19 protein-coding genes are annotated in these 23,835 nt (G+C 37.2%); 11 read left to right on the top strand and 8 right to left on the bottom strand.

What is annotated here, in order from left to right; translation table 11 throughout:
* Window positions 1-6: 6 nt before the first annotated feature.
* Window positions 7-1,407 (bottom strand): glycoside hydrolase family 16 protein, encoded by a 1,401-nt coding sequence (locus ACUNWD_RS00995; RefSeq protein ID WP_445585895.1) that lies wholly within the window; start codon window positions 1,405-1,407, stop codon window positions 7-9.
* A gap of 131 nt (window positions 1,408-1,538) precedes the next feature.
* Here ACUNWD_RS00995 and ACUNWD_RS00990 point away from each other — a divergent pair, with 131 nt between their 5' ends.
* The 7 genes from ACUNWD_RS00990 to ACUNWD_RS00960 all read left to right on the top strand — a co-directional run bounded on the left by ACUNWD_RS00990 (window position 1,539) and on the right by ACUNWD_RS00960 (window position 11,460).
* Window positions 1,539-2,642: a gamma-glutamyl-gamma-aminobutyrate hydrolase family protein gene (locus tag ACUNWD_RS00990; protein WP_445585894.1), complete on the top strand. Its 1,104-nt coding sequence runs from the start codon at window positions 1,539-1,541 to the stop codon at window positions 2,640-2,642.
* Window positions 2,643-2,786: 144 nt separating this feature from the next.
* Entirely contained in the window at window positions 2,787-4,361 is a 1,575-nt protein-coding gene (locus ACUNWD_RS00985; protein ID WP_445585893.1) for a peptide chain release factor 3, read from the top strand.
* Window positions 4,362-4,463: 102 nt separating this feature from the next.
* Entirely contained in the window at window positions 4,464-5,048 is a 585-nt protein-coding gene (locus tag ACUNWD_RS00980; RefSeq protein ID WP_445585892.1) for a DUF2179 domain-containing protein, read from the top strand.
* Window positions 5,049-5,181: 133 nt separating this feature from the next.
* Window positions 5,182-6,588, top strand: coding sequence for a c-type cytochrome (locus tag ACUNWD_RS00975; protein ID WP_445585891.1), 1,407 nt, complete (start codon window positions 5,182-5,184; stop codon window positions 6,586-6,588).
* A 19-nt stretch (window positions 6,589-6,607) separates the two neighbouring features.
* Window positions 6,608-7,936: a c-type cytochrome gene (locus ACUNWD_RS00970; protein ID WP_445585890.1), complete on the top strand. Its 1,329-nt coding sequence runs from the start codon at window positions 6,608-6,610 to the stop codon at window positions 7,934-7,936.
* A 166-nt stretch (window positions 7,937-8,102) separates the two neighbouring features.
* A complete protein-coding gene (locus ACUNWD_RS00965; RefSeq protein ID WP_445585889.1) occupies window positions 8,103-9,272 on the top strand; it encodes a phosphoglycerate dehydrogenase in 1,170 nt (389 codons plus the stop codon).
* Window positions 9,273-9,432: 160 nt separating this feature from the next.
* Window positions 9,433-11,460 carry a transketolase family protein gene (locus ACUNWD_RS00960; RefSeq protein WP_445585888.1) on the top strand — a complete coding sequence of 676 codons (2,028 nt, stop codon included), beginning with the start codon at window positions 9,433-9,435 and terminating at the stop codon, window positions 11,458-11,460.
* 73 nt (window positions 11,461-11,533) lie between these two features.
* Here the strand turns inward: ACUNWD_RS00960 and ACUNWD_RS00955 are convergent, their stop codons facing one another.
* The 6 genes from ACUNWD_RS00955 to ACUNWD_RS00930 all read right to left on the bottom strand — a co-directional run bounded on the left by ACUNWD_RS00955 (window position 11,534) and on the right by ACUNWD_RS00930 (window position 17,388).
* A complete protein-coding gene (locus ACUNWD_RS00955) occupies window positions 11,534-12,400 on the bottom strand; it encodes a glycine betaine ABC transporter substrate-binding protein (RefSeq protein ID WP_445585887.1) in 867 nt (288 codons plus the stop codon).
* Between the two features lie 19 nt (window positions 12,401-12,419).
* A complete protein-coding gene (locus ACUNWD_RS00950; RefSeq protein ID WP_445585886.1) occupies window positions 12,420-13,280 on the bottom strand; it encodes an ABC transporter permease in 861 nt (286 codons plus the stop codon).
* Between the two features lie 2 nt (window positions 13,281-13,282).
* Entirely contained in the window at window positions 13,283-14,527 is a 1,245-nt protein-coding gene (locus ACUNWD_RS00945) for a quaternary amine ABC transporter ATP-binding protein (protein ID WP_445585885.1), read from the bottom strand.
* Window positions 14,528-14,544: 17 nt separating this feature from the next.
* The gene (locus ACUNWD_RS00940; RefSeq protein ID WP_445585884.1) at window positions 14,545-15,693 is read right to left on the bottom strand and encodes a porin; all 1,149 of its coding nucleotides are present in this window, start codon (window positions 15,691-15,693) and stop codon (window positions 14,545-14,547) included.
* 328 nt (window positions 15,694-16,021) lie between these two features.
* Entirely contained in the window at window positions 16,022-16,789 is a 768-nt protein-coding gene (locus ACUNWD_RS00935; RefSeq protein ID WP_445585883.1) for an SGNH/GDSL hydrolase family protein, read from the bottom strand.
* A 53-nt stretch (window positions 16,790-16,842) separates the two neighbouring features.
* The gene (locus ACUNWD_RS00930; RefSeq protein WP_445585882.1) at window positions 16,843-17,388 is read right to left on the bottom strand and encodes an AAA family ATPase; all 546 of its coding nucleotides are present in this window, start codon (window positions 17,386-17,388) and stop codon (window positions 16,843-16,845) included.
* A 219-nt stretch (window positions 17,389-17,607) separates the two neighbouring features.
* Between ACUNWD_RS00930 and ACUNWD_RS00925 the strand changes: the two genes are divergently transcribed.
* Window positions 17,608-19,086: a tagaturonate reductase gene (locus ACUNWD_RS00925; protein ID WP_445585881.1), complete on the top strand. Its 1,479-nt coding sequence runs from the start codon at window positions 17,608-17,610 to the stop codon at window positions 19,084-19,086.
* The gene (locus ACUNWD_RS00920) at window positions 19,086-20,573 is read left to right on the top strand and encodes a UxaA family hydrolase (RefSeq protein ID WP_445585880.1); all 1,488 of its coding nucleotides are present in this window, start codon (window positions 19,086-19,088) and stop codon (window positions 20,571-20,573) included. The genes ACUNWD_RS00925 and ACUNWD_RS00920 overlap by 1 nt, the downstream gene beginning before the upstream one ends.
* Window positions 20,574-20,653: 80 nt before the next feature.
* Here ACUNWD_RS00920 and ACUNWD_RS00915 read toward each other — a convergent pair whose 3' ends face one another.
* Window positions 20,654-21,841, bottom strand: a complete 1,188-nt coding sequence (locus tag ACUNWD_RS00915; protein ID WP_445585879.1) for an FprA family A-type flavoprotein — start codon at window positions 21,839-21,841, stop codon at window positions 20,654-20,656.
* 155 nt (window positions 21,842-21,996) lie between these two features.
* On the opposite strand from ACUNWD_RS00915, the gene mltG reads away from it, so the two are divergent.
* Window positions 21,997-23,058 carry an endolytic transglycosylase MltG gene (mltG, locus tag ACUNWD_RS00910; protein WP_445585878.1) on the top strand — a complete coding sequence of 354 codons (1,062 nt, stop codon included), beginning with the start codon at window positions 21,997-21,999 and terminating at the stop codon, window positions 23,056-23,058.
* Between the two features lie 2 nt (window positions 23,059-23,060).
* The gene (locus ACUNWD_RS00905) at window positions 23,061-23,726 is read left to right on the top strand and encodes an HAD family hydrolase (protein ID WP_445585877.1); all 666 of its coding nucleotides are present in this window, start codon (window positions 23,061-23,063) and stop codon (window positions 23,724-23,726) included.
* The last annotated feature ends 109 nt before the right edge of the window (window positions 23,727-23,835 follow it).

Raw genomic sequence — 23,835 nt, 5'->3', positions numbered from 1 at the left:
GATTTATTATTTCCTTTGAAAAAAGCGAACCCACTCTACGTTATAGCGATGTGGCAATTTGATTGTATCTTCTACAACTAAGGTCGCAAGATTGATATTCATTTCATCGATTGGAACATCTGTAGTAGCTGAATAAACTTCTTTTCCATTGATTTTCCAACAAAGTTTACCTCGCTCCCATTCCATTCTGAAAATGTATGACTTACCAGTAGAAAGTCCACCTAAAGTTATTCCATGATGCTGCCAATCTCCATTTTTACCAACGGATAAACCAAGTCTGTTGACTTTCCCAATTTCGACCAAATTGACTCGTATCGATTGATCTTCTCCTGCTAAATAAAAAACATCAACCAGCTCTTTTTGTGGATCATATTTTATTTTTGCTTCCAAAATACCAAATCGAGGTTCAAAAATATTTGCAGTGGTTAACAGACCGGAAGAATAATTCATCTCTATTTCCTGAAATCCGACAGGACTCCATATTAATGAATTGATTTTTTCTTTTCTGGATTCAATCTTCAGATTTCCATCGGTAGCGATAATATTTTCTCCATTCGACGTATACGCCTGCAAATCTCCAACCTTTGAAAAGTTCTTGCCAACTGTCTCTGATGCCACTTTTGAAATAGTACTCCACTTTTCCTTATTAAGATCTTTTCCCTCAAATTGATCTTCAAAAACCAGATTCCATGACTCGAAAAAATCAAAAGCATTACTATGCTTGTATTTAAAGTAGTTAACGAAATGAGGTTTTCCTTTCATTTCATTATACAATTGCTCTTTTTGAAATTCATCTGTTTTTTCCCATTTTTTAGCATCTTCCAGGTAGCTCTTTCTTGATATAAACTCTTCTGATGATACAACTTCTTTTAAGTCTTCAAAACGAGATTTAACTGGTGAACTATGAATAGCTTTATAATTTTTATATTCTGATGACTTTGGGTATTTATTAAAGAAACGAATTGACTCAGATCCTTTCAATTTATTAAACTCGTCATTCTTTTCTTTATCACCTTTCAATTGACCTCTATCAGCAAGAACCTTTAATTCATTATACCTTTTTAAAGTATCACTTTCTTCCAGATCCTGGTATTTTTTTATATTAGCCGAACCAACGGTTTGATAATACTTCTTAAGTTTTTTGTCCTTTTGAAGTTTATTATATTCTTTTAGTTGCTTTTCCTCATCACTCCCTTTGAAATTCAAGCTCTGAATCTTTTTCTTTGTTTTTATAAATTCATCGGATTGAACAAATTTTTCTAGTTCTAAAAAGCTTTTCAATTCCTCGGAGTCCCTAACTTGCAGAAATTCCTGGTAATTTTTCCATAAACGGTTGTGCTCTTCTTCAACTTTAGAAGTACTTTTTATTCCACCAAAAGCATTGAGAAAAAACAGTTTAAATGACATGATAATCTATTTTAAGATTCTGATTATAAAATTTAAAAATAGCAATAAAAAAGATACTTCTCCACTTTTTTCCACTTCTCCAATAAAAAGATTAAATTCATCACCAATTTTTACAAAAAAATGACAGCTTCATGAAAGGAAAATTATTTTTCATCCAGTTATTACTGGCTTTCTGCTTATTTTTTACAAAAAATGCATCGTCGCAAAATTTCTTTAATTCTGGTTATGATCCAACAAAAACATATATATTACTTGCTCATCCAACGGTTGAAAATATTGAACGAATCAACTACTTAATTGAGAACCAAATTCTCTTTGTAGGTGAAACGGAATTTATTGGTGTTTATTTTTATGCCGAGCGATATGATTATAATCAATCGATAAGATTCATTCGTGAAAATGAGATGGAAAAATTTCATCTTCAGAGGCTCACCGGAACTTTTACCCTGGAAAATATTTTTGAAGAAAATGACTTCTCTTCAAATTTCAATGTCATGTTTGAGCAATCAAAAGGTATTATATTATTTGGAGGTCCGGATATACAGCCAGAAGCTTATGGAGAAGAAAATACGTATTCGCAGGTAACAGATCCCGATCGTCACTTTTTTGAATTATCATATATTTTTCACCTGCTTGGAGGAAAACAAAATCCGGATTTTGTACCATATCTGGAAAGAAATCCGCGGTATTTTATTATCGGCTTTTGTTTAGGTATGCAAACGATGAATGTAGCAACTGGTGGAACCATGGTGCAAGATATCCCTATCGAAATCTACAATTTAAAAGATACAACAGAAATCGTCAAATTAGATCAGGATAGGCTGCATAAGAACTATTGGCCTGAGATATTTGACAGCAAGCAATTGATGAATGGCAGTTTTCATCGATTAAAATTAGATGAAGATGGATTTTTCAGAAAAGAAGTAAAATGGAAATCATCTGTTTCACCCCCCGTATTAAGTTCGCATCATCAAGCTGTCGAAAATTTAAATGATTGCTGGGATGTAGTTGCCTGGTCGATGGATAATAAAGTTATTGAAGGAATAAAGCATAAAAAATATCCACACGTGTTTGGGTTCCAGTTCCATCCCGAATTGATAGAACTCTATGAGAACACGGATTCCTTAAGATTTTCGCCGAGTGACCCCTTGCAAACCTACCACCAACGAACAGGTAAACAAGGAGTTAAATTTCATAAAAATATCTGGAGGAGAATCACAAAAACACTCGATTAGTTAGAAGAATTGAAGCGATCTCGGAGTATTGCAATGTTAACTTAGAATCATCTAATTTATATTTCCAACCGGATTCAGCGGTTCGTTTTAAATTCAGTTTCAGTTTGTGTAAAAAGTTCTATTTTTGCAGCTCAAATTTTAGGCATGGGCTTTATAGAAGAAATCAAACGCAGACGTACATTTGGAATTGTTAGTCACCCAGATGCAGGTAAAACAACATTAACGGAGAAGCTTCTCTTATTTGGTGGAGCGATTCGAGTTGCAGGTGCTGTTAAAAGCAATAAAATCAAGAAAGGAGCTACCTCCGATTTTATGGAAATAGAGCGGCAACGTGGTATTTCTGTTGCCACTTCTGTAATGGGTTTTGAATATCGAAACTATAAAATCAACATCCTTGACACGCCGGGTCACCAGGATTTCCAGGAAGATACTTTTCGCACCCTAACCGCTGTTGACAGTGTAATTATTGTAATTGATGCAGCAAAAGGTGTGGAGCCCCAAACTGAGAAATTAATGAATGTATGCCGGATGAGAAAAACTCCGGTAATCGTGTTTGTGAATAAACTTGACCGTCCGGCTCAGGATTCATTTGAGCTTTTGGATGAAATTGAAAAGCAATTAAAGATCAGCACCAGACCGTTGAGTTGGCCGATCAATAGTGGTCCTGATTTTAAAGGAGTGTATAATATATATAACCGAAGCCTTCGCTTGTTTGACGCGAATGTGCAAGAGGTTGAAGAAGGCATTGCATTTGATGATGTAAACAATCCAGACTTGGAGAAATATATTGGTGAAGATGCTGACACGCTCCGTGAAGAACTTGAACTAGTGGAAGGTGTTTATCCTGAATTTGATGTCAATGAATACCTGAAAGGAGATTTAGCTCCAGTATTTTTTGGAAGCGCCTTATATAATTTTGGAGTTCAGGAGCTATTGGATTCGTTCGTTGAGATTGCGCCCTTCCCACGACCAAGTTATACTGAAGAGCGCGAAATAAAACCTGATGAAACCACATTCAGTGGTTTTGTATTTAAAATTCATGCGAACATTGACCCGAACCATCGAAGCAGAATTGCCTTTGTAAAAATATGCTCAGGTAAATTCGAACGTAACAAAGTATACAAACATATACGATCGGGTAAAACAGTGAGAATATCGAGCCCGACTGCGTTCATGGCATCGCAAAAAGAAGTGATCGACGAAGCCTATCCTGGTGATATCATTGGAGTTCCTGATAATGGAAATTTCATTATTGGTGATACTTTAACTGAAGGAGAAGAAGTACACTTCAAAGGATTGCCAAGCTTCTCTCCTGAATTGTTCCGATTCATTGAAAATGCTGATCCAATGAAATCTAAACAATTGGCAAAAGGAGTTGATCAGCTTATGGAAGAAGGGGTGGCACAGCTTTTTACCAGCAATTTTAATGGTCGAAAAATCATTGGAACAGTTGGCCAACTTCAATTTGAGGTAATTCAGTACCGATTGGAACATGAATACGGAGCCAAGTGTCGATTTGAAAATCTGTCGATGCACAAGGCTTGTTGGATTGAATGTGATGATAAAAAGGTATTGGATGAATTCAAAAAGCGTAAGCATCAAAAAATGGCAACGGACAAAAGAGGTCGGGATGTATTCATGGCTGATTCAGGCTTTATTTTGCAAATGGCGCAGGATGAATTCAAAGATATTAAATTCCATTTCACGTCTGAGTTTTAGCCATTCCGCTGGACATGTCACATGTTGACATTAATCAACCTGCATTGACAACCATTTTCAATATGCTATATTTTACTAATTTTAAGAAAGTAATACTAGCTTATGGATTTCATTAACAGCAATTTTTTTCAAGGTGACATGTTTACCTACATCGTGCTGCCATTGTTGATTTTTTTTGCAAGAATTAGTGATGTAACAGTTGGCACCTTGAGAATTGTAATGGTATCGAAAGGGCAAAAAGCGATTGCTCCGCTGCTCGGTTTTTTTGAAGTGATTATTTGGCTAATAACCATGAGCAAAATTATTCAAAACATTGATAATTGGGTTGCTTACGTAGCCTATGGCGCTGGATTTGCCACTGGAAATTACATCGGTCTCATCATTGAAGAAAAATTGGCTGTTGGCATTGTGCAACTTCAAATAATTACACGTAAAAGTGCGGATAACCTAATTGCAAAACTTAAAGCAAGCGGTTATGGAATTACTTACCACAACGCGCAGGGAGCAACCAGTGAAGAGGTAGCTGTTATTTATTCCATCATCAAACGAAACGAAATCCAGAAAGTAATTGAAATCATTCGAACCTATAACCCCAATGCGTTTTATTCGATAGAAGACGTCAAGTTTATCAATAAGGGGATGCCCGGACTTGCAAAGCCAAACAGTCGCTGGCGAAAAGGGAAATAGTAAATCAAAAATCACAGGTTTATTTTTTTGCATGGAATGGTTCTAAACTTTGAAAACCATTTAGATAACAGATTCATGCTATTGAATATATGTTCAAAATTTCATAATATCGTTAGGACAAAAACTAACGATTATGCTAGACTTTCCAATTTTTCATCTTGATTTTATGGGAAACCGAATGCTGATAGCGGTAATTGCAATATTACACGTGATCATCAATCATGCGCTGGCAGTAGGTTTTATTCCATTAGTAACCTGGATTGAATATCGAGGATTTTTAAAAAAGGAAAGAAATCCGGAAGCTGCAAAAGCCTGGGATGAACAAGCCAGACGCCTCATGTTTATTGGATTTATAATTACCACTAGCGTTGGTGCACTTACAGGAGTAGGAATCTGGTTTGCTGCTTCCCTGGCAAATCCGGCATCTATAGGCTCATTAATCCGGGTTTTCTATTTCGCCTGGTTTACAGAATGGATCGTTTTCATGTTGGAGGTTGTCTTCATCATGATCTACTTCCTAAACTGGAAAAAATCAAACCAATCAGTTGAAGCTAAAAAGAAACATATTCGATTTGGAGCAATGTTGGCCATATTCTCCTGGCTGACGATGGCAATTATTGTTGCGATACTCGGCTTTATGATGGATCCTGGAAACTGGTTAACCAATCACACGCTATGGAGTGGTTTTACTAACCCAATCTATTTGCCTCAACTTATCTTCCGTACTCCTGTTGCCATGATGATGGCTGGTTGTTTTGCCTTGATGGCCACCCTGTATGGGATGAAAAAAAGTAATCCGTATCGTCCTGATATCGTTAGAACCATTTCATTTTGGATATTACGATGGACCCCCATTGCAGCAATTGGTGCATTTATTTATTACTGGCAGATTCCACGTTTCATGATTGGAAATTTACCAGTTGCCATTGGGACACAGGCATTTCAGGAATGGTATAGTTCATTGCTACACGTAATGCTCATTGCCATAATCATCGGATTTGTTGTGGGGATATCCGGAGTATTTATCCCCAAACGACTTCCGAAACATTTAATGATTATTCCATTTATTGTTGCGATGTTGTTTCTGGGGACCTTTGAACGCCTAAGGGAATTCATCAGAAAACCATACGTCATTGGCGAATACATGTATGCAAACGGACTTTTAGTAGAAGAGTATCCACTATACCAACAAACTGGAATACTCAATAATTCTGCATATTCTGCTATTAAAACCATTAATTCATCGAATAGGCTTCATGCTGGAGAAGAGGTTTTCAAAATTGCATGCACACGTTGCCATACCACCCATGGAATAAATTCTATTGTAACAAACTTTGAGAATATGTACGGAGCTGATCAGGAATTCAACCATGAAGCAATGAAAGCATATATATCCAGTATGCATAATGTTCGTTCGTACATGCCACCATTTCCGGGAAATGATCAGGAACTTGGAGCACTTGTTGATTATATTATATGGCAACGTAAAGAGCCAACAGTTCTCGAAGGCACACAATTGAAAGGTATTGAGGTAAATTAACCAACAAAAAAACAAAATCATGACTAATATAACGATCCTCCAATTACCGGTTCCGAAAGATATCAACCTGCCTTTACCACTCCCTGAGGGTCTGTTGATAGGCATTCTAATCGTATCATTTCTTTTGCATATCCTCTTTATCAACCTGATGATGGGTGGAACAATTCTTACATTCTGGTACCAGATTAAAGGACTAAAAAACAAAGAGTACGACATGTTTGCGCGGGAGATTGCCAGCACAATAACAGTTAATAAAAGTATGGCTGTGGTTTTAGGAGTTGCCCCTCTTCTCTCTATCAACGTTTTATACACAGTATATTTTTATTCAGCAAATGCACTTACTGGTAACATGTGGATTTCAATTGTTCCATGGGTTGCAATTTCATTTTTGTTATTGTACTTACATAAATACAATTGGAATAGACTGGAAAATAACAAAGCACTTCATCTGACTATTTTAGCTGTTCCCCTACTAAGTTTTTTATTTATTCCATTCATTTTTTTAGCCAATATTAATTTAATGCTGTTCCCCGAACGGTGGCATGAAATGGAAGGATTTATCACGGCACTAAGTTTACCAAACGTCTTTCCTCGATATTTACACTTTGTTGTTGCATCACTTGCCGTTACAGGTTTATTTATGACAGCATATTTTGGACGAAGGGCTTACAAATTACCAGAAACATTCAAAAAGATTACCAAGGCAGATTTAAGAAAGAAATCGCTCAACCTGGCATTAGGTGCAACTGGATCACAACTTATTTTTGGACCACTTCTGTACCTGACACTTCCAAGTAAAGGAATGAGTTGGTCGCTATTTTGGGTAATCCTGGGAGGCGCTTTATCTGCCCTGATTGGTATTTACTGGATGTGGAGAAAGATGGTGAAAAATGAGATGGGAATTGACCGGAAATTTTGGATGATTATCGCATCAGTTGTTATTACCATCTTATTTATGGGTACCGGAAGACATATCTATCGGGAAAATGCCTTGAGTACACATAAAGATTTAATGGCCGAAAAAACAAAAGCACACTGGGAAAATGTTGAAAAAGCTCACCAGAATTTATTGGTTCCAAAGGAAACTCTGGAAGCAATAAGTTCATCACCCGGCCAAGAATTATTTCAATCACACTGTGCCGTTTGCCATGCCGCAAACACTCGACTGGTGGGTCCTCCAATGGCAGACCTCTCTCCACTTTATGAAGGGAAACAGGAAGATCTTAACAGTTGGATAAAAGCTCCAGGACGCAAACGAATGGATTATCCTCAGATGACTGGATTTCCTCAATTAACCGATGAGCAACTTTCAGAAATTTCAAAATTTGTACTGGAAAATGATTGGTAACTTTTTATATAAGTGACATCAACCGTTATATAAAAGAAAGGTTATTTATTTTTCAATTTGAATAAAAAAGCAAGTTGAAAATATCAAATCTTAAATAAATTTCTGATCTTTGTCAGACTTTAATACTTCACAATAATTATAGGCACTCACATAAAATTTTTATAACATGTTTAAGATTCAAACCTTAAATAAGATCGATCCTATCGGATTGAAAAATTTCCCTTTAGATAATTACGAAATTGCCAGCGAGTTTAGTACACCGGATGCCATCGTTGTGCGTAGTCAAAAAATGCACGATCTGGAATTACCTTCCAGTTTAAAAGCGATTGCCCGTGCTGGTGCAGGCGTAAACAATATTCCAATTGAAAAGTGTACAGACAAAGGCATTGTTGTTTTTAATACTCCTGGTGCAAATGCTCATGCAGTAAAAGAACTTACAATTGCCGGCTTGCTTTTAGCTTCGCGCGATATTGCAGCTTCAATCGAATGGGCAAAAACTTTAATTGGAAAAGGCGACGAAGTTCCTGCTTTGGTTGAAGCCGGAAAGAAAAACTTTGGAGGTCAGGAAATTCGTGGAAAGACTCTTGCTGTTATTGGATTAGGTGCTATTGGTGTATTAGTTGCGAATGCTGCTCAAGCATTAGGAATGAATGTTTTGGGTTATGATCCATTTATTTCAGTTAAGCATGCCTGGAAATTAAGCCGTAATGTTAAACAAGCTGAAGGCATGGAATCACTTCTTGCAAATGCTGATTACGTTACTTTGCAAATTCCATTGAGCGCAGAAACCAAAGGATTTATCAACAAAGATAAATTCAAAATGATGAAAGACGGAGTTCGCTTAATGAATTTCGCACGTGGCGGTTTGGTAAATAACGAAGACCTTAAGGTTGCTATCGAATCTGGCAAAGTTGCCCGTTACGTAACTGACTTTCCTGATGAGGAAGTACTAAAGATGGATAAAGTAATATCTATTCCTCACTTGGGTGCATCTACAGCAGAATCTGAAACAAACTGTGCAGTAATGGCAGTAGATCAAGTTAGAGAATACCTTGAAAATGGAAATATTGTAAACTCAGTCAATTTCCCATCTGCAGAGATGGAGAGAAATGGTGGCGTTCGGATTATCATCGCCAATAAAAATGTACCTAATATGGTTAGCCAAATTTCTTCCACACTTGCTTCTGAAGGAATGAATATTTCCAATATGCTAAATCGCAATAAAGCGGAGATTGCATACAACATTATCGATATTGATCGCAAAGAAACTGACCCCGTAATTACTGAAAAGCTTGCTGCTATTGAAGGTGTTATCATGGTTCGTGTGATACAATAATGATATCAAAATTATAATGAGAAACCAGTGTTAAGTTTTTAGCTTTCACTGGTTTTTTTTCGTTACCTAACACAGCAGGATACTATCTTCTAGAAATAGTATTATTTTTGCATTCGTTTGCGAGCACTAATAAATAAATTCTCAAAAAATACACTTGATCATGAGCAACAATTTAGTTTCCAAAGCAGCAGATAATATTCGTATTCTATCTGCCGCGATGGTTGAAAAAGCAAAATCAGGTCACCCGGGCGGTGCAATGGGAGGAGCAGATTTTGTCAGTGTTTTATACTCCGAGTTTCTAAACTATGATCCTTCGGATATGGGATGGATCAATCGTGACCGGTTTTTCTTAGATCCAGGACACATGTCTCCAATGCTATATTCAACACTTGCACTTGCAGGAAAATACAGCATGGATGATTTGAAAAACTTCAGACAATGGGAAAGCGTTACTCCAGGACATCCTGAAGTAGATGTTGAAAGAGGAGTAGAAAACACTTCAGGACCTTTAGGTCAAGGACATGCGATGGCTGTTGGTGCAGCAATTGCAGAAAGATTCCTTGTAGAACGCTTTGGAGAATGGATGGCTCACAAAACATACACCTTCATTTCTGATGGTGGTGTACAGGAAGAGATTTCTCAAGGTGCAGGACGAATTGCAGGATTCCTCGGACTAAGCAATTTGATCATGTTCTATGACTCTAACGACATTCAACTTTCAACTGGAACGGATGCTGTTACAACAGAAGATACAGCTAAGAAATATGAAGCGTGGGGATGGAACGTATTGACCATAGAAGGAAATGATGTAGAGGCAATTCGCACAGCTTTAAAAGCTGCAAATTCTGAAATAGAAAAACCAACCCTAATCATTGGTAAAACAATTATGGGTAAGGGTGCCGTAACTGCAAATGGAGACAATTTTGAACGTCAGTGCTCAACTCATGGTCAACCTCTAGGTGCAGCTGGTGCAAGCTTCGAAAATACAATTAAAAATCTGGGGGGGTCTTCGGACGAACCTTTCGAAATTTTCAGTGATGTAAAAGAACTTTTCGAAAAACGCAACGAAGAATTAATCAAGGCTGCCGCTGTCCAAAAAGCTGAACAAGCAAAATGGGCTGCAGAGAATCCAGAACTGGCTTCAAAATTGGAAAAATTCTTTTCCAGCGAAGCTCCTGAATTTGATTTCTCAAAAATTGAACAAAAAGCTGGTGCTGCAACAAGAGGAGCATCTGCAACTGTTCTTACTGCCTTTGCCGAAAATGTTGAAAACATGGTGGTTTCATCAGCTGACTTATCGAACTCTGATAAAACTGATGGATTCCTTAAGAAAACAACTGCTTTCCAAAAAGGTGATTTTTCCGGTGCATTCCTGCAAGCTGGTGTTTGTGAATTAACAATGGCTTGTTTAATGAACGGTATGGCTTTGCATGGAGGTGTAATTCCAGTATGTGGAACATTCTTCGTGTTCTCTGATTACATGAAACCAGCGATTCGTTTATCTGCATTGATGCAGCTTCCAGTAAAATATGTATGGACACACGATGCATTCCGTGTTGGGGAAGATGGACCTACTCATCAACCAGTAGAACAGGAAGCACAAATCCGTTTGATGGAAAAACTGAAAAACCACCATGGACAAAATTCTATGTTGGTGATTCGTCCTGCAGATAGCGAAGAAACTACCGTTGCATGGAAAATGGCATTGGAAAATACAAGCACTCCTACCGGATTGATTTTATCACGCCAGAATATTGCAAACCTTCCTGCAGAAGATCGTTATGCTGAAGCATTAAAAGCAGAAAAAGGAGCCTACATTGTTACTGACTCTGTAGGTACTCCTGATGTCATTTTATTAGCGAGTGGTTCAGAAGTAAGCACCTTAATTGCAGGAGCAGAGCTCCTTTCGAAAGAAGGAATTAAGAGCAGAATTGTATCTGTTCCATCAGAAGGTCTTTTCAGAAGCCAGCCAGCTGAATACCAAAATGAGGTTTTACCTGCTGGTGTTAAAAAATTCGGATTGACTGCTGGATTACCGGTTAACCTCGAAGGTTTGGTTGGTGCTGACGGTAAAGTTTTCGGATTGGATTCATTTGGGTTCTCAGCACCATATACAGTGTTGGATGAGAAACTTGGATTTACAGGTGAAAATGTATACAACCAGGTAAAAGAACTCTTACAAGCTTAATTAAACTCTATGATATTAGAAAAGGCATCTGAAACTAGATGCCTTTTCTATTTTGCGTATATTTTATTGATTCCTATTCGCTTTTAGCAAACCATGAATCCACCAGTGTTTTGTTTGCTTCGTACCATTTTATAGTACCCTCTTCTTCCCCATCTGCTTTAATGTTCGCCATCAAATCGTAAAGCTGTCCTTCTTCCAAATTGAAATGCTTAAAGAACGTTGCAGCTTTTGGCATATCTTCTTCAAATCCTTTTCTTGAAATAATAGCACAAACATCTTTAGGGTAAATTCCTTTTGGATCTTCAAGATATTTTAAATCATAATTTGCCCACATGAAGTGTGGTTTCCAACCAGTAATTACGATCCATTCATCCTTCTTCATGGCTTTTTCTAAACTAGCTACCATAGCAGGTCCACTTGCAGTTATCTGCTCAAAGTCTAAGCCATATTCATCAATTACTTTAAGCGTATTAGCATGAATACCGGCACCACTTCCTATACCAATAATTTGGCCATCCAATTTTGCTTTGTTTTCGTTTAATTCTTCTATTGAATTAATCGTCACATATGATGGAACAACCAATCCGGTAGTCCCCTCACTAAATGCTTCACCTAACTTCGCCAACTTGTCGCCATAATCGTTCCAATAATCTTTGTGTGTATTTGGAAGCCAGGCGTCTAAAAATACATCACCTTTAGAATTACTTTTTGAAAGCTCACCATAAATAAGTCCTGGCTCAAGATTTGTAATTTCAACTTCGTAGCCATTACTTTCCAATGCAACTTTAGCAAGATGCGTAAATGCAATCCCCTCAGCCCAATTTGGATACAGGATTGTCACCTTTTTTGTATCATTATCTTTTTTCGCACCACTATTGGTACACGATACAATTGACAGCATTATTCCTAATGCCAATATTAAACTTGTAAAATTTTTCATGATTGTGATTTTAATATGATTATTTTTTTGCTATTGATTGAGTTATTCTATCGAGAATAATTGCAAGCACTACGATCCCCAATCCGGATTCAAATCCCTTTGCAATATTGTTTTGCTGAATTCCCTGGTAAACGATACTTCCCAGTCCTTTGGCTCCAACCATGGAAGCTATAACCACCATTGAAAGCGCTAATAGTATTACCTGGTTGATCCCAGCCAATATAGTGGGCATGGCAAGTGGAAGCTGAATTTTAAATAAAATTTGCTTTTCCGTCGCGCCAAATGCACGGCCAGCCTCAATTACATCTGTCTGGACATTTTTTATCCCCAGGCTGGTTAAACGAACAGCTGGAGGCAGTGAGAAGATCACAGTTGCAATTACTCCCGGCGTATTTCCAACACTAAAAAAGAAAATGGCCGGAATCAAATAAACAAAGGCAGGCATCGTCTGCATCAAATCGAGTATTGGGCGAATAACAGCATCTGCTAAATTATTGCGTGCTGCAGCAATTCCCAACGGGACTCCAAACAACAAGGCAATGAAAGTAGAAACTAAAACTAAGGTCGTTGTTTGAATCGCTTCTTTCCAGTAGCCCATTCCGTAAATCAGAAATAAGCCTAACAAAACGAACAATAACAATCCAATTCCTTTTTTAAATCCTTCTTTTTTAAGGAATAACTTTCCGGCTTTCGCATAATACGCACCAATAGCAACAATCGCGATAATAACTGGAAAGGGTATTCCCAACAGCAGATCATTTAAACTGTCAACTATCCACGAAATGGTATCGTCAATTAATCCCCAAAGTCCGGAAAAACTTTCCTCCAGGGCATTAATCCCCTCTTCAATGTATTTTCCTATATGAATGAATCTTTCCATAACTATATTTCGTTTGCTATTTCAATTAATTGATCTACTTCTTTCTTGCCGAAACGAGTTGATTCGATAATCAAGGAAGTTTGAGAAACCAGCCCAAGCAAACGTCCGCTTTCCTCCTCAACCACAGCGAGTGGATACTTGATTCCAGAGATAAGAGGGAGCATGTCTTCCACCGTGTAATGTTTATACACGCTTGGAACATTTGTTTTCAGCACTTCATGAATGGATGTTTTCTTTTCTTCCACAAGAGCCAGTAAATCCTGTAACCAGACGTAACCCAAAAACCTCTTGTTTTCGTCCTCTACCGGCAATACATCAAGACCAACTGATCGCATTTTCCGTATTACTCCTGAAGGGCCATCTTTTTTCAACTGAACAATTGTCGATTTTCTAAACATCAAAGTTTCAGCAGTAATGATATTCTTCCGGTCAACTTTTTCAACAAAAGCTTCGATGTAACTGCTTGCTGGATTTGTTAAAATCTCCTCTGCTGTTCCGATTTGCTCAATCACTCCATCCTTCATAATTGCAATGCGATCGCCAATCTTAATGGCCTCATCCAAATCGTGTGTAATGAAGACAATGGTTTTATGCAACTTATTCTGAATTTGCAACAATTCGTCCTGCATATCTGATTTAATCAAAGGATCAAGTGCTGAAAATGCTTCATCCATTAACAAAACTTCAGGCTCGTTTGCCAATGCACGCGCAAGTCCAACACGTTGTTGCATTCCTCCTGACATTTCTGATGGAAATTGATTTTCATAGCCTTTTAAACCAACGGTTTCAAGGGCATTCTGGGCACGTTCGTCTCGAAGCTCTTTCTTTTCACCACGAATTTCCAATCCAAATGCTGCATTTTCTAATATAGTACGGTGAGGCAGAAGTCCAAATTTTTGAAAAACCATACTCATTTCAGTTCTTCTTGTTTCAAGCAGTTCTTTATTGGACTCACGGGTAATATCATGTCCGTTAATAAAAACTTTACCTGCTGTAGGTTCATTCAAACGGTTCAAGCACCTGATTAATGTTGATTTTCCACTTCCCGACAGTCCCATGATCACAAAGATCTCGCCTTCACTAATCTCAAAATTCGCTCGATTTACCCCAACAGTACATTTAGTCTTCTTTAAAATTTCTTCTTTGGAAACTCCTTTTTTCAGTAGAACCAAAGCTTCCTGCTTTCTTTTTCCAAAGATTAGGGTCAGGTCTTCTACGTTAATTTTTATCGTTTCTTTTTCAGACATGATGTAATTTTATTCTATTAAAAATAATACCCGATGTTAATATTAAACCGGTTCTCCCATTTTGCATCAACAGTTCCGGTTGAGAGTGCATTGGTCCATTCCGATCCCAACCAAGGTTGATCTTTTCCCTGAGCGAAATCAATATAAGTGTAAACGTTACCAGCTGTTACCAATACACCAGTTACATTCATATAAGTATCTTCAAATCCGTCAATGGATTTATTCATCATTCCAAAATCGTTATAGAATTGCAAACTTGATATTGGCCCCATTTTTACAGGAACCGAATAAGCTGCTCCGATGGTATAAGTTGCCGCCTCAGACGCTACCAGGTATGGATATCCATAAGCAGTCATCGCAATAATATCGTTTCCTTGTGCTACCGGATTTTCCGCATTATAGCCATATTTTGTCGCTTGCAATTTCAGGTTGAAAGCACCAGCTGTCATTTCATAGTGAGCTGCCAATGCATAATGATCGCCGGTTTCTTCGGTGTCAAGATTATAAAGGCCACCATATTCAGCAGAAACTCCGAAACGGTGTTTTATGTGCTCACCAGTGATTTTGCGAACCAGTTTCAAATTCAGTTGGTTTACTTCCTTATTTCTGTATTTGCCATCAATCGATGAACTTACATCATAAGAATAGCGACTGTCTGAAACATCAGAATTACTACCAAATTTCAGCTCTTCTGCATTTTTGAAAAAAGCCAACGCATATTCCCAGTTATCATCAACATGGGTATATTTTAGTCCCATATCGTGATCATCTTCCAATCCTACGTAATAATTCAACCCAAAAAACCAGTTATGAGAATTGTACTGGGTAATTCCAAAAGGAACCTGTGTTAACCCAATTTGCAGATTATTCTTTGAAGAGAAATCGTAACCAATCCATCCTTGTTTTAGCATTCCACCGCCAAAACCTTCGGAATACAATCGATACTCGGCATTTAATCTTACTCCTTTGTACTTTGCTTTTGCATTAATCCTGAAGACATCATAACCTAAATCACCTCCTCGTTTTTGCTGACCTCCTTTCCATGAAGAAAGATTATAATTGAAACGTAAAGCCCCACCAACATGCAACTCTGGCTTATCTTGCGCAAAAAGAGAAAGTACTGGTATAAGTATACATACAAATACCATTTTAAGTTTTAAAAACATAAAATAATAAATTTAATAAGTATTAATAAAGAGAAATAATGTGTGCGGAAAGACTACAATGTGGGAGGTTTATAACGATCTCGTTGAGTTCTGAGAATTAGATAAACATTAGTATAAACCCTATCATTATTTGTTTCGTAAAATTTGATTTCCCGAACTTGCATAGGCCGCAAAGATAGACAAATATAAAGCAGACCCAAAGATTAGATGCTATGCGGCCAGTTAGATGATCTTTTAGTAATATACCTAAAAACAACAATATTAATTAGTTGACAAAAAAGAACAAGCCGGAAATTCCGGCCTGTTCTTTCATGGTTATAACAATATCTTATGCCTGCCTTACAACTTTTAACCAGGCTTGAGCCATTAGCTGAGCTCCAGCCATTGACGGGTGAACACCATCCCCGCTCCAGTACGTTGCAGGAGCGTGTTTACATGCAACATCAAAAATTTGCTGATATGGCACCCATAAAGTCTGAAATTCGTCAGCAATTGCTTTTGCCGCCTGACGATATGGTTCAAATTCCTCCTGCCAGTTTCCTTGAATAGCAGAACCACCTGTTAATGAAAATGGCTCACAAATTACCAATTTTATACCTGGTAGTTCTTCTTTTGTACGTTTCAACAACGCTCGAAAGTCTTCTTTATAAACTTCAACTGTGCCATCGTACTGATTATTACGTTTATGCCAGTAATCATTGACTCCAATTAAAATGCTTAACACATTTGGTTTTAAATCGATACAATCCTCCACCCAACGGTCTCGCAATTGATACACTTTATTTCCGCTAATCCCACGATTATATATCGTCAGGTTCTTTTCGGGCAATTGCTCCAATAAAGAAGCTGCAGCCATTAAAGCATACCCTCCACCAAAAGAGCGTGCATCATTTGGCAATTGCGCATTACGATTTCTCCCGGCATCTGTTATGGAATCGCCTTGAAACAAGATCGTATCATTGTCATTAATCAAAGCATATCCACCGTCCTCTTTATCTTGTTCTTCAATACAGGAAGATAATATCATTGGAATACTTGCAATTCCGGCAGCATGAGTGGCCGTTTTTCCAAAAAAACTTCTTCTTGAAATTTTCATAGTTATGTATTGTTTGATTAGTTGATTATACTATTGTTGAGAAAAGAATTTAATTAAAATCGTTGTTTTTTCACATAATCCACAATAAAATGAGCACGACTATTCGCATCAATATGAGGTATTTCAACCATTTCATAATTCAGTTCTCGATACACATCACAAATTGTATTGTGCATATTACACGCATCTTCGAAACTCTCTTTTCTCACGTCATCTATCCGATAAATCTCCTTCCACGGACTTGCTAAAAACACCAACTTCGCATATGGATATTTGATTACGCTTTCACTTAAAATACCTGGATCCTTGAACCCGCGATACCGGGCAAAAGCTAACTGATCAGGTATGCCTCGATCAGCAAATGCAATTTCGTCACCCGTAATTGATTCATAAAAAGCAATTCTTCGATTAAGTACTTCCTGCTGAAATGCCTTTATGTTTTTCCACGGAAGTATTTCACCATCAATTAGAACCTGTTCTGTGATAATATCACGGGCGCACTCAGATCCAGTGCAATAACCTAACTTACCAAGTTCCTGTATGATTTTAGTCTTCCCAAATCCAGGTCCCCCGGAAATAATAAATATTCTTTTTTTCACGATTTTATTGTAGAGTGTACCAAAATTAAAGAAATCAGTCAATTATAAATCATCTTATTTAAAGAAATTGTTAACTCGCAAAGAGCCCAAAATATTAAATGCTGATTTTCAAACGAATACCCTGTGTTAATATTTTATGAATATAACAGATTCCGAAATTTTTCTACATTTGCCGAAAACAACGTGTACGCACACGGATTTATAATTTAAACTTTTGACATGGAACTAACTCGTAAGAATATTGCTGACATAAAAAGCTATCCAACGCGTATTTTACAATTTGGAGAAGGAAATTTTCTAAGAGCATTTACTGATTGGATTATTCAAAATATGAATGACAAAATCAACTTCAATGCTGGAGTAGATGTGATACAGCCTTTGGAAAACGGAATGATTAATTTATTGAATGAGCAGGATGGATTGTACCACGTTTACTTGAAAGGAATAAAGAACGGGGAGCCTGTTCGTGAATTTAAACGTATAGACTGTATCAATAATGGAATTAATCCATATACTGATTTTGAAATTTATGAGCAAACCATTCTAAATCCTGTATTACGATTTGTAGTATCTAATACTACCGAAGCGGGAATTGCCTTCGATGAAACTGATACTTTGCAGATGAATCTACAAAACAGTTTCCCCGGAAAGGTCACAGCACTACTATATAAGCGGTTCAAAGCATTCAACGGGGCAATGGACAAAGGATTAATTTTTCTTCCCTGCGAGTTGATCGACAGAAATGGAGACATGCTCAAAAAATATGTGTTACGATATTCTGAAAAATGGGAGCTTAGTGATGAATTTACCAGTTGGGTAAAACAGAGTTGTACTTTTTGTAATACTCTTGTTGACCGTATTGTTCCAGGTTTTCCAAAAGACGACATTAAAAACATACAAGCAGAGCTTGGTATAGAAGACAAGCTGGTAGTGGTTGGTGAATATTTTCATTTTTGGGTGATCGAAGGTCCTGATTGGATTCAAAAAGAATTTCCTGCGTCAGAAGCAGGATTGCAAGTGAAATTTGTTAACGACATGACAAAATATCGCGAGCAAAAAGTACGCGTATTAAATGGAGCACATACTGGAAGTTATGCTGTTTCACTTCTCTATGGAATTGAAACTGTGCGAGAAAGTATAGAGCATATTGAAGTCGGTCGTTTCCTAAAAGAACTAATTTTTGATGAAGTGATCAAAGGATTGGACGGAAATGAGGACGATTTAAAAGCATTTGCAAGTAAAATACTGGAGCGTTTTTATAACCCATACATTCGTCATGAATGGACCAGTATTGCTTTGAATGCACTTAGCAAATGGGAAACACGTTGCTTACCGTCACTACTCGATCATGTTCAAAACACGGGAGAGCTTCCACGAAAGTTGGTATTTTCTTTGGCTGCAATGATCGCTTATTACAAAGGGGAAGTTGATGGACAAAAATATACACTAAATGATGATCAAGTCCACTTGGATTATTTCAGTAATTTATGGTCACAACAAAATGGAACTCCTGAATCAATTTATAAATTAAGTGAAAAAGTGCTTTCATATAAGTCTTTATGGAAAAAGGATTTGAATGAAATTCAGGGATTAACACAGGCTGTTTCTTCTTATCTTTATTTAATTGAACAGGTGGGCATGAAAAAAGCCATTAAATCTGTATTAGGTAAAAAGCAACCTTCAAACAAAGCTGCTTAATGAACGATTTTATACAAATAGCGAATAATGATAATGTATTGGTTGCAATCAGGACGCTGAAAGCAGGCAGTACAATTGAGCTCGATGGCAATTCTTTCCAATTAAAAGATGAAATTCCCGTTGCCCATAAATTTGCATTAAAGAAAATAGAAAAAGGAGAAGAGGTAGTTAAATATGGAGCACCTATTGGAGTTGCAACAGCTACTATTGAGCAGGGAGAACATGTACATGTTCATAATACAAAAACAGGACTCTCAGGCACAAGCAACTATAGTTTCAATCAGAAATTAAATACGATATCACACCCAAACAAAAGCCTGACTTTTAATGGATTTAAACGATCCAACGGGAAGGTTGGCATTAGAAATGAATTGTGGATTGTGCCAACAGTTGGGTGTGTAAATGGGCAGGCTGAACAAATTATCAAGTTATTTAAGCAAAGTCATGACGCCGATGACATTGATGGAATTGAAGTATTCAAGCATAATTATGGATGTTCCCAACTGGGAGATGACCATTCAAACACTCAGAAAGCTTTAGCTCAATTAATCACCCACCCGAATGCGGGTGCAGTGTTAGTGTTAGGACTTGGATGTGAGAACAACCAAATCTCCGATCAAAAAAAACTGTTGGGTGAATATGATGAAAAACGCATCAAGTTTTTGGTAGCACAGGAAGTTGAAGATGAAATTGAAGTTGGCTTAAACCTACTGCAAGAGTTATATGAAGAAATGAGATATGATCAGCGGGAAGCATGTCCACTTTCTGCATTAAACGTCGGACTGAAATGTGGTGGTTCAGATGGTTTTTCGGGTATTACAGCAAATCCACTATTGGGAACATTCTCTGATTTTCTCATAGCACAAGGAGGAACAACAATTCTTACAGAAGTACCTGAAATGTTTGGGGCAGAGCACCTATTAATGGAAAGGGCAGCAAATACCGAAGTATTTGAAAAAACGGTTAGCCTGATTAATGGATTCAAGGAATATTACTTGAAACATGATCTTCCAGTGTACGAAAATCCTTCACCCGGAAATAAAAACGGAGGCATCACAACCCTCGAAGACAAATCATTGGGGTGCACTCAAAAAGGAGGAACGGCAACAGTCGTGGATGTGTTACAATATGCAGAACCAATTAAAGAAAAGGGCTTAAATCTACTGGCGGCGCCAGGAAATGATTTAGTAGCGTCTTCAGCTTTAGGCTTTAGCGGATGCCAATTAGTATTATTCACAACAGGAAGAGGAACTCCTTTTGGAAGCTTCATTCCAACCATGAAAATTTCAACAAATACGATACTATCAGTTAGAAAAAAACACTGGATTGATTTCAATGCCGGGGGTTTGGTTGAAGATCAAGCGATGGATAATCTACTTGAAGATTTTGTAGACTTTATAATCGAAGTAGCAAGTGGCAAGAAATTAAAGCATGAAGAAACTGGTTTTAAAGAGATTTCAATTTTCAAAACTGGAATTACTTTATAACAAGTCAATAATAACAGAAAAGGCAAAAAGAAAGCCATCTATAAAATGATAGATGGCTTCTATTTTATAAAAATCTTATACTAGCTCAACAATTTATCAGCCATGGCATTAGCCAAATCGATACACTGTTGATACTTATCTACTTTTAAAGCTCCTTTTTCCTCAATTGGGTCGTGAACCATTTCCCATTTAATATTTTCGGCAAATTTCATCAGGTTCTTCACACCTCCCCCATTCCATGCATAATTCCCAAACACTCCCAGGTAATGGTCTTTAATACCCATATGTTCGATAGTAGTAATTAGCGTTTGTACATTCGGGAACATCGCATTATTGTAGGCACAACTTCCAACAATAAATCCTTTGTATTTGAAAATATCGTTGATAATGTATGATGAATGTGTTTTGGAAGAATCATACACACGAATGTCTTTAATTCCACGCTCCGATAATTGACGGGCAATAACCTCAGCCATCTTCTGCGTATTTCCATACATTGATCCATAAACTACAATCACACCCGGATCAGTATCATAGGTACTCCATTTGTTGTAGCGGCTTAATACCCAGTTCAAATCGGACCGCCAAATCGGACCATGAGTAGCAGCAATCATTTTAATATCCAGCGGTGCAAGTTTCTTAATTGCCCGTTGTGTGTGTGGACAGTATTTACCGACGATATTGGTAAAATAGCGCATGATTTCCACTTCATAGAAGTCGAGGTTTATTTCGTCATCAAAAACACCTCCATCAAGTGTTCCATAGCTTCCGAAAGCATCACCGGAAAAAAGTATTTTATTGGTTTCATCATAGCTGACCATTGTCTCGGGCCAGTGAACCATCGGAATCATTTGAAACTGAAGTTTAACTTTCCCTAAATCCAACGTATGCCCATCGTAAACTTCCAGTGTATTCTCCGGACTGAAATAGAAGCTTTCAACAAAACCAAATGTCTTCTTATTTCCAACAAGTGTAACATTCGGGTATTTAGTACGAATTGCTTTAATCGCTCCGGAATGATCTGGCTCCATGTGGTTAATTACCAGATAATCCACCTGACGGTCACCAATAATAGATTCAATCTGATCTAAATAATCATCTATAAACTGACGTTCAACAGTATCAATAAGAGCAACTTTATCATCAACTATCAGATATGAATTATAAGATACGCCATGAGGAATTGGCCAGATGTTTTCAAACAAATGAGTACGGCGGTCATTGTAACCCAAATAGTAAATATTGTCAGCAAGTTTTATCTGGTGCATAATTTTCGATTTTTTATTTTATTTTCAGCACACGAAAATAACTAATTTAGATTAAATCTAAGCTGGTCAAAGATCAATTCGATAAAAATTAAGGTAAAACTTACACAAGTACAAAATCAAAGAAAAGTTTATTTTTGTAATCCCAATTATAGATTATGGAATTGAATACCCAAAATAGAATTATGCTTTTCCCAAAACTGAATAAAACGCTCATCATCATATTTGCCATTGCATTTGTTTTGGCTGGGTTACGTGGATATCAACTTTTTCAGTATGTATTTGCCGAAAATGTGAAATCCCCGGGAGCTATTACTATCCCTAAAAATGCAACGTTTAGTGATGTTTTAGACTCGCTGGAAGCGCATGACATACTCCTGCAAGAGAAGGCTTTTCGTTGGGTTGCCAAGAAGAAAGACTATCCTGAATTCATAAAACCAGGTAAATATGTATTCAATAAAGGAATGAATAGTAATCAACTGGTGAATATGCTAAAGGCTGGAAACCAAAAGCCGATTTCAGTCATCTTCAATAACCTTCGTTTTATGACCGAATTGGCTGGTGCTGTTGCCAGTTATATTGAACCGGATTCTACGGAATTATTGGCCTATTTGTCAAATCCCGAAGTTATTAAAGCAATGGGCTTTGATGAATATTCTTTTCATGCGATGTTCATTCCCAACACATACGAATTTTACTGGACAACAACACCGGAGCAATTCACCGAACGGATGAAGGCTGAATATGAACGTTTTTGGAACGATGAACGCAAAAAAAAAGCTGCTGATTTAGGATTAACTCCCGTCGAAATTTCAACAATTGCTTCTATTGTTCAGGAAGAAACTATCAAAAATGACGAGAAACCCCGAGTTGCAGGTCTGTACATTAACCGTATTAAAAAAGGAATGCTATTGCAAGCTGACCCGACCATTAAATTTGCAATGGGAGATTTTAGCATACAAAGGGTTCTTTCCAAATATCTTGAAATAGATTCTCCCTATAATACATACACACACGCCGGCTTGCCACCTGGACCAATTAACTTTCCAGAAGTCTCAAGCTTGGAGGCTGTGTTAAATGCTGAATCACACAAATATTTGTACATGTGTGCAAGTGATAAATTTGATGGATATCACAATTTTGCACGCACTTTGAGAGAACATAATGTTAATGCGAAACGATATCAGCAAGCATTAAACAAAAACCAGATCTGGAGGTAAAAATGAGCTTCAAAGGAGTAATTTTTGATTTTAATGGAACCTTATTTTGGGATACTCACCTTCATAATGAAGCTTGGGATTTATTTCTGACAAAACATCAAATTACACTATCCGATCAGGAAAAAAATGAGAGAATTCACGGAAAAAATAATCGTGATATTTTCAAAGGCATTTTTGAACGCAATATTTCAGAAGAAGAACTTTCTTTATTTATCGAAGAGAAAGAAGGAGCATACCGTAATATCTGTGTTAAGACTGGACTCTGTTTGGCCAGTGGTGCAGAAACGCTTTTCAATGATCTGAAAGATGCTCAAATTCCATTTACTATTGCAACTGCTTCCGGGCTTGAAAATGTATCGTTCTATTTTGAGCAATTTGATTTGCATAAATGGTTTGATTTTGAAAAAGTAGTATACGATGATGGTACCCTGAGGGGGAAACCAAATCCTGATTTTTTTAATAGAGCTATGAATAAATTGAACCTGGAACCAAAATCTTGTGTAGTGTTCGAAGATTCGTATGCTGGTATTGGAGCTGCTGAAAATGCAAATGCCGGAAAAATATTCATCGTAAATTCAACCAATAGTAATTACAGCCATTATGCTCATCAGGTTATCACCAACTTTAGTCAGGTCGACCGTAAAATCTTTCACCCCAGTGAAAGCTAAGACTGCCAATTTTAATTTATTATAATCTCTTAGAATACATTAACAGTACAAGCGCGTAAATTTGAGTAAAAAAGATGTGCAACACCTTGTTTATTTTTACTCTTTTAGT

The sequence above is a fragment of the Sunxiuqinia sp. A32 genome (assembly GCF_052690465.1).
The sequence above is the reverse complement of the archived record's forward strand: the minus strand, read 5'-3'. Positions and strand labels throughout refer to the sequence as shown.

Excerpts from the sequence above, each read along its gene's own strand:
- ACUNWD_RS00995 (WP_445585895.1), bottom strand. The coding sequence starts at position 1,407 with ATGTCATTTAAACTGTTTTTTCTCAATGCTTTTGGTGGAATAAAAAGT.
- ACUNWD_RS00990 (WP_445585894.1), top strand. The coding sequence starts at position 1,539 with ATGAAAGGAAAATTATTTTTCATCCAGTTATTACTGGCTTTCTGCTTA.
- ACUNWD_RS00985 (WP_445585893.1), top strand. The coding sequence starts at position 2,787 with ATGGGCTTTATAGAAGAAATCAAACGCAGACGTACATTTGGAATTGTT.
- ACUNWD_RS00980 (WP_445585892.1), top strand. The coding sequence starts at position 4,464 with ATGGATTTCATTAACAGCAATTTTTTTCAAGGTGACATGTTTACCTAC.
- ACUNWD_RS00975 (WP_445585891.1), top strand. The coding sequence starts at position 5,182 with ATGCTAGACTTTCCAATTTTTCATCTTGATTTTATGGGAAACCGAATG.
- ACUNWD_RS00970 (WP_445585890.1), top strand. The coding sequence starts at position 6,608 with ATGACTAATATAACGATCCTCCAATTACCGGTTCCGAAAGATATCAAC.
- ACUNWD_RS00965 (WP_445585889.1), top strand. The coding sequence starts at position 8,103 with ATGTTTAAGATTCAAACCTTAAATAAGATCGATCCTATCGGATTGAAA.
- ACUNWD_RS00960 (WP_445585888.1), top strand. The coding sequence starts at position 9,433 with ATGAGCAACAATTTAGTTTCCAAAGCAGCAGATAATATTCGTATTCTA.
- ACUNWD_RS00955 (WP_445585887.1), bottom strand. The coding sequence starts at position 12,400 with ATGAAAAATTTTACAAGTTTAATATTGGCATTAGGAATAATGCTGTCA.
- ACUNWD_RS00950 (WP_445585886.1), bottom strand. The coding sequence starts at position 13,280 with ATGGAAAGATTCATTCATATAGGAAAATACATTGAAGAGGGGATTAAT.
- ACUNWD_RS00945 (WP_445585885.1), bottom strand. The coding sequence starts at position 14,527 with ATGTCTGAAAAAGAAACGATAAAAATTAACGTAGAAGACCTGACCCTA.
- ACUNWD_RS00940 (WP_445585884.1), bottom strand. The coding sequence starts at position 15,693 with ATGTTTTTAAAACTTAAAATGGTATTTGTATGTATACTTATACCAGTA.
- ACUNWD_RS00935 (WP_445585883.1), bottom strand. The coding sequence starts at position 16,789 with ATGAAAATTTCAAGAAGAAGTTTTTTTGGAAAAACGGCCACTCATGCT.
- ACUNWD_RS00925 (WP_445585881.1), top strand. The coding sequence starts at position 17,608 with ATGGAACTAACTCGTAAGAATATTGCTGACATAAAAAGCTATCCAACG.
- ACUNWD_RS00920 (WP_445585880.1), top strand. The coding sequence starts at position 19,086 with ATGAACGATTTTATACAAATAGCGAATAATGATAATGTATTGGTTGCA.
- ACUNWD_RS00915 (WP_445585879.1), bottom strand. The coding sequence starts at position 21,841 with ATGCACCAGATAAAACTTGCTGACAATATTTACTATTTGGGTTACAAT.
- mltG (WP_445585878.1), top strand. The coding sequence starts at position 21,997 with ATGGAATTGAATACCCAAAATAGAATTATGCTTTTCCCAAAACTGAAT.
- ACUNWD_RS00905 (WP_445585877.1), top strand. The coding sequence starts at position 23,061 with ATGAGCTTCAAAGGAGTAATTTTTGATTTTAATGGAACCTTATTTTGG.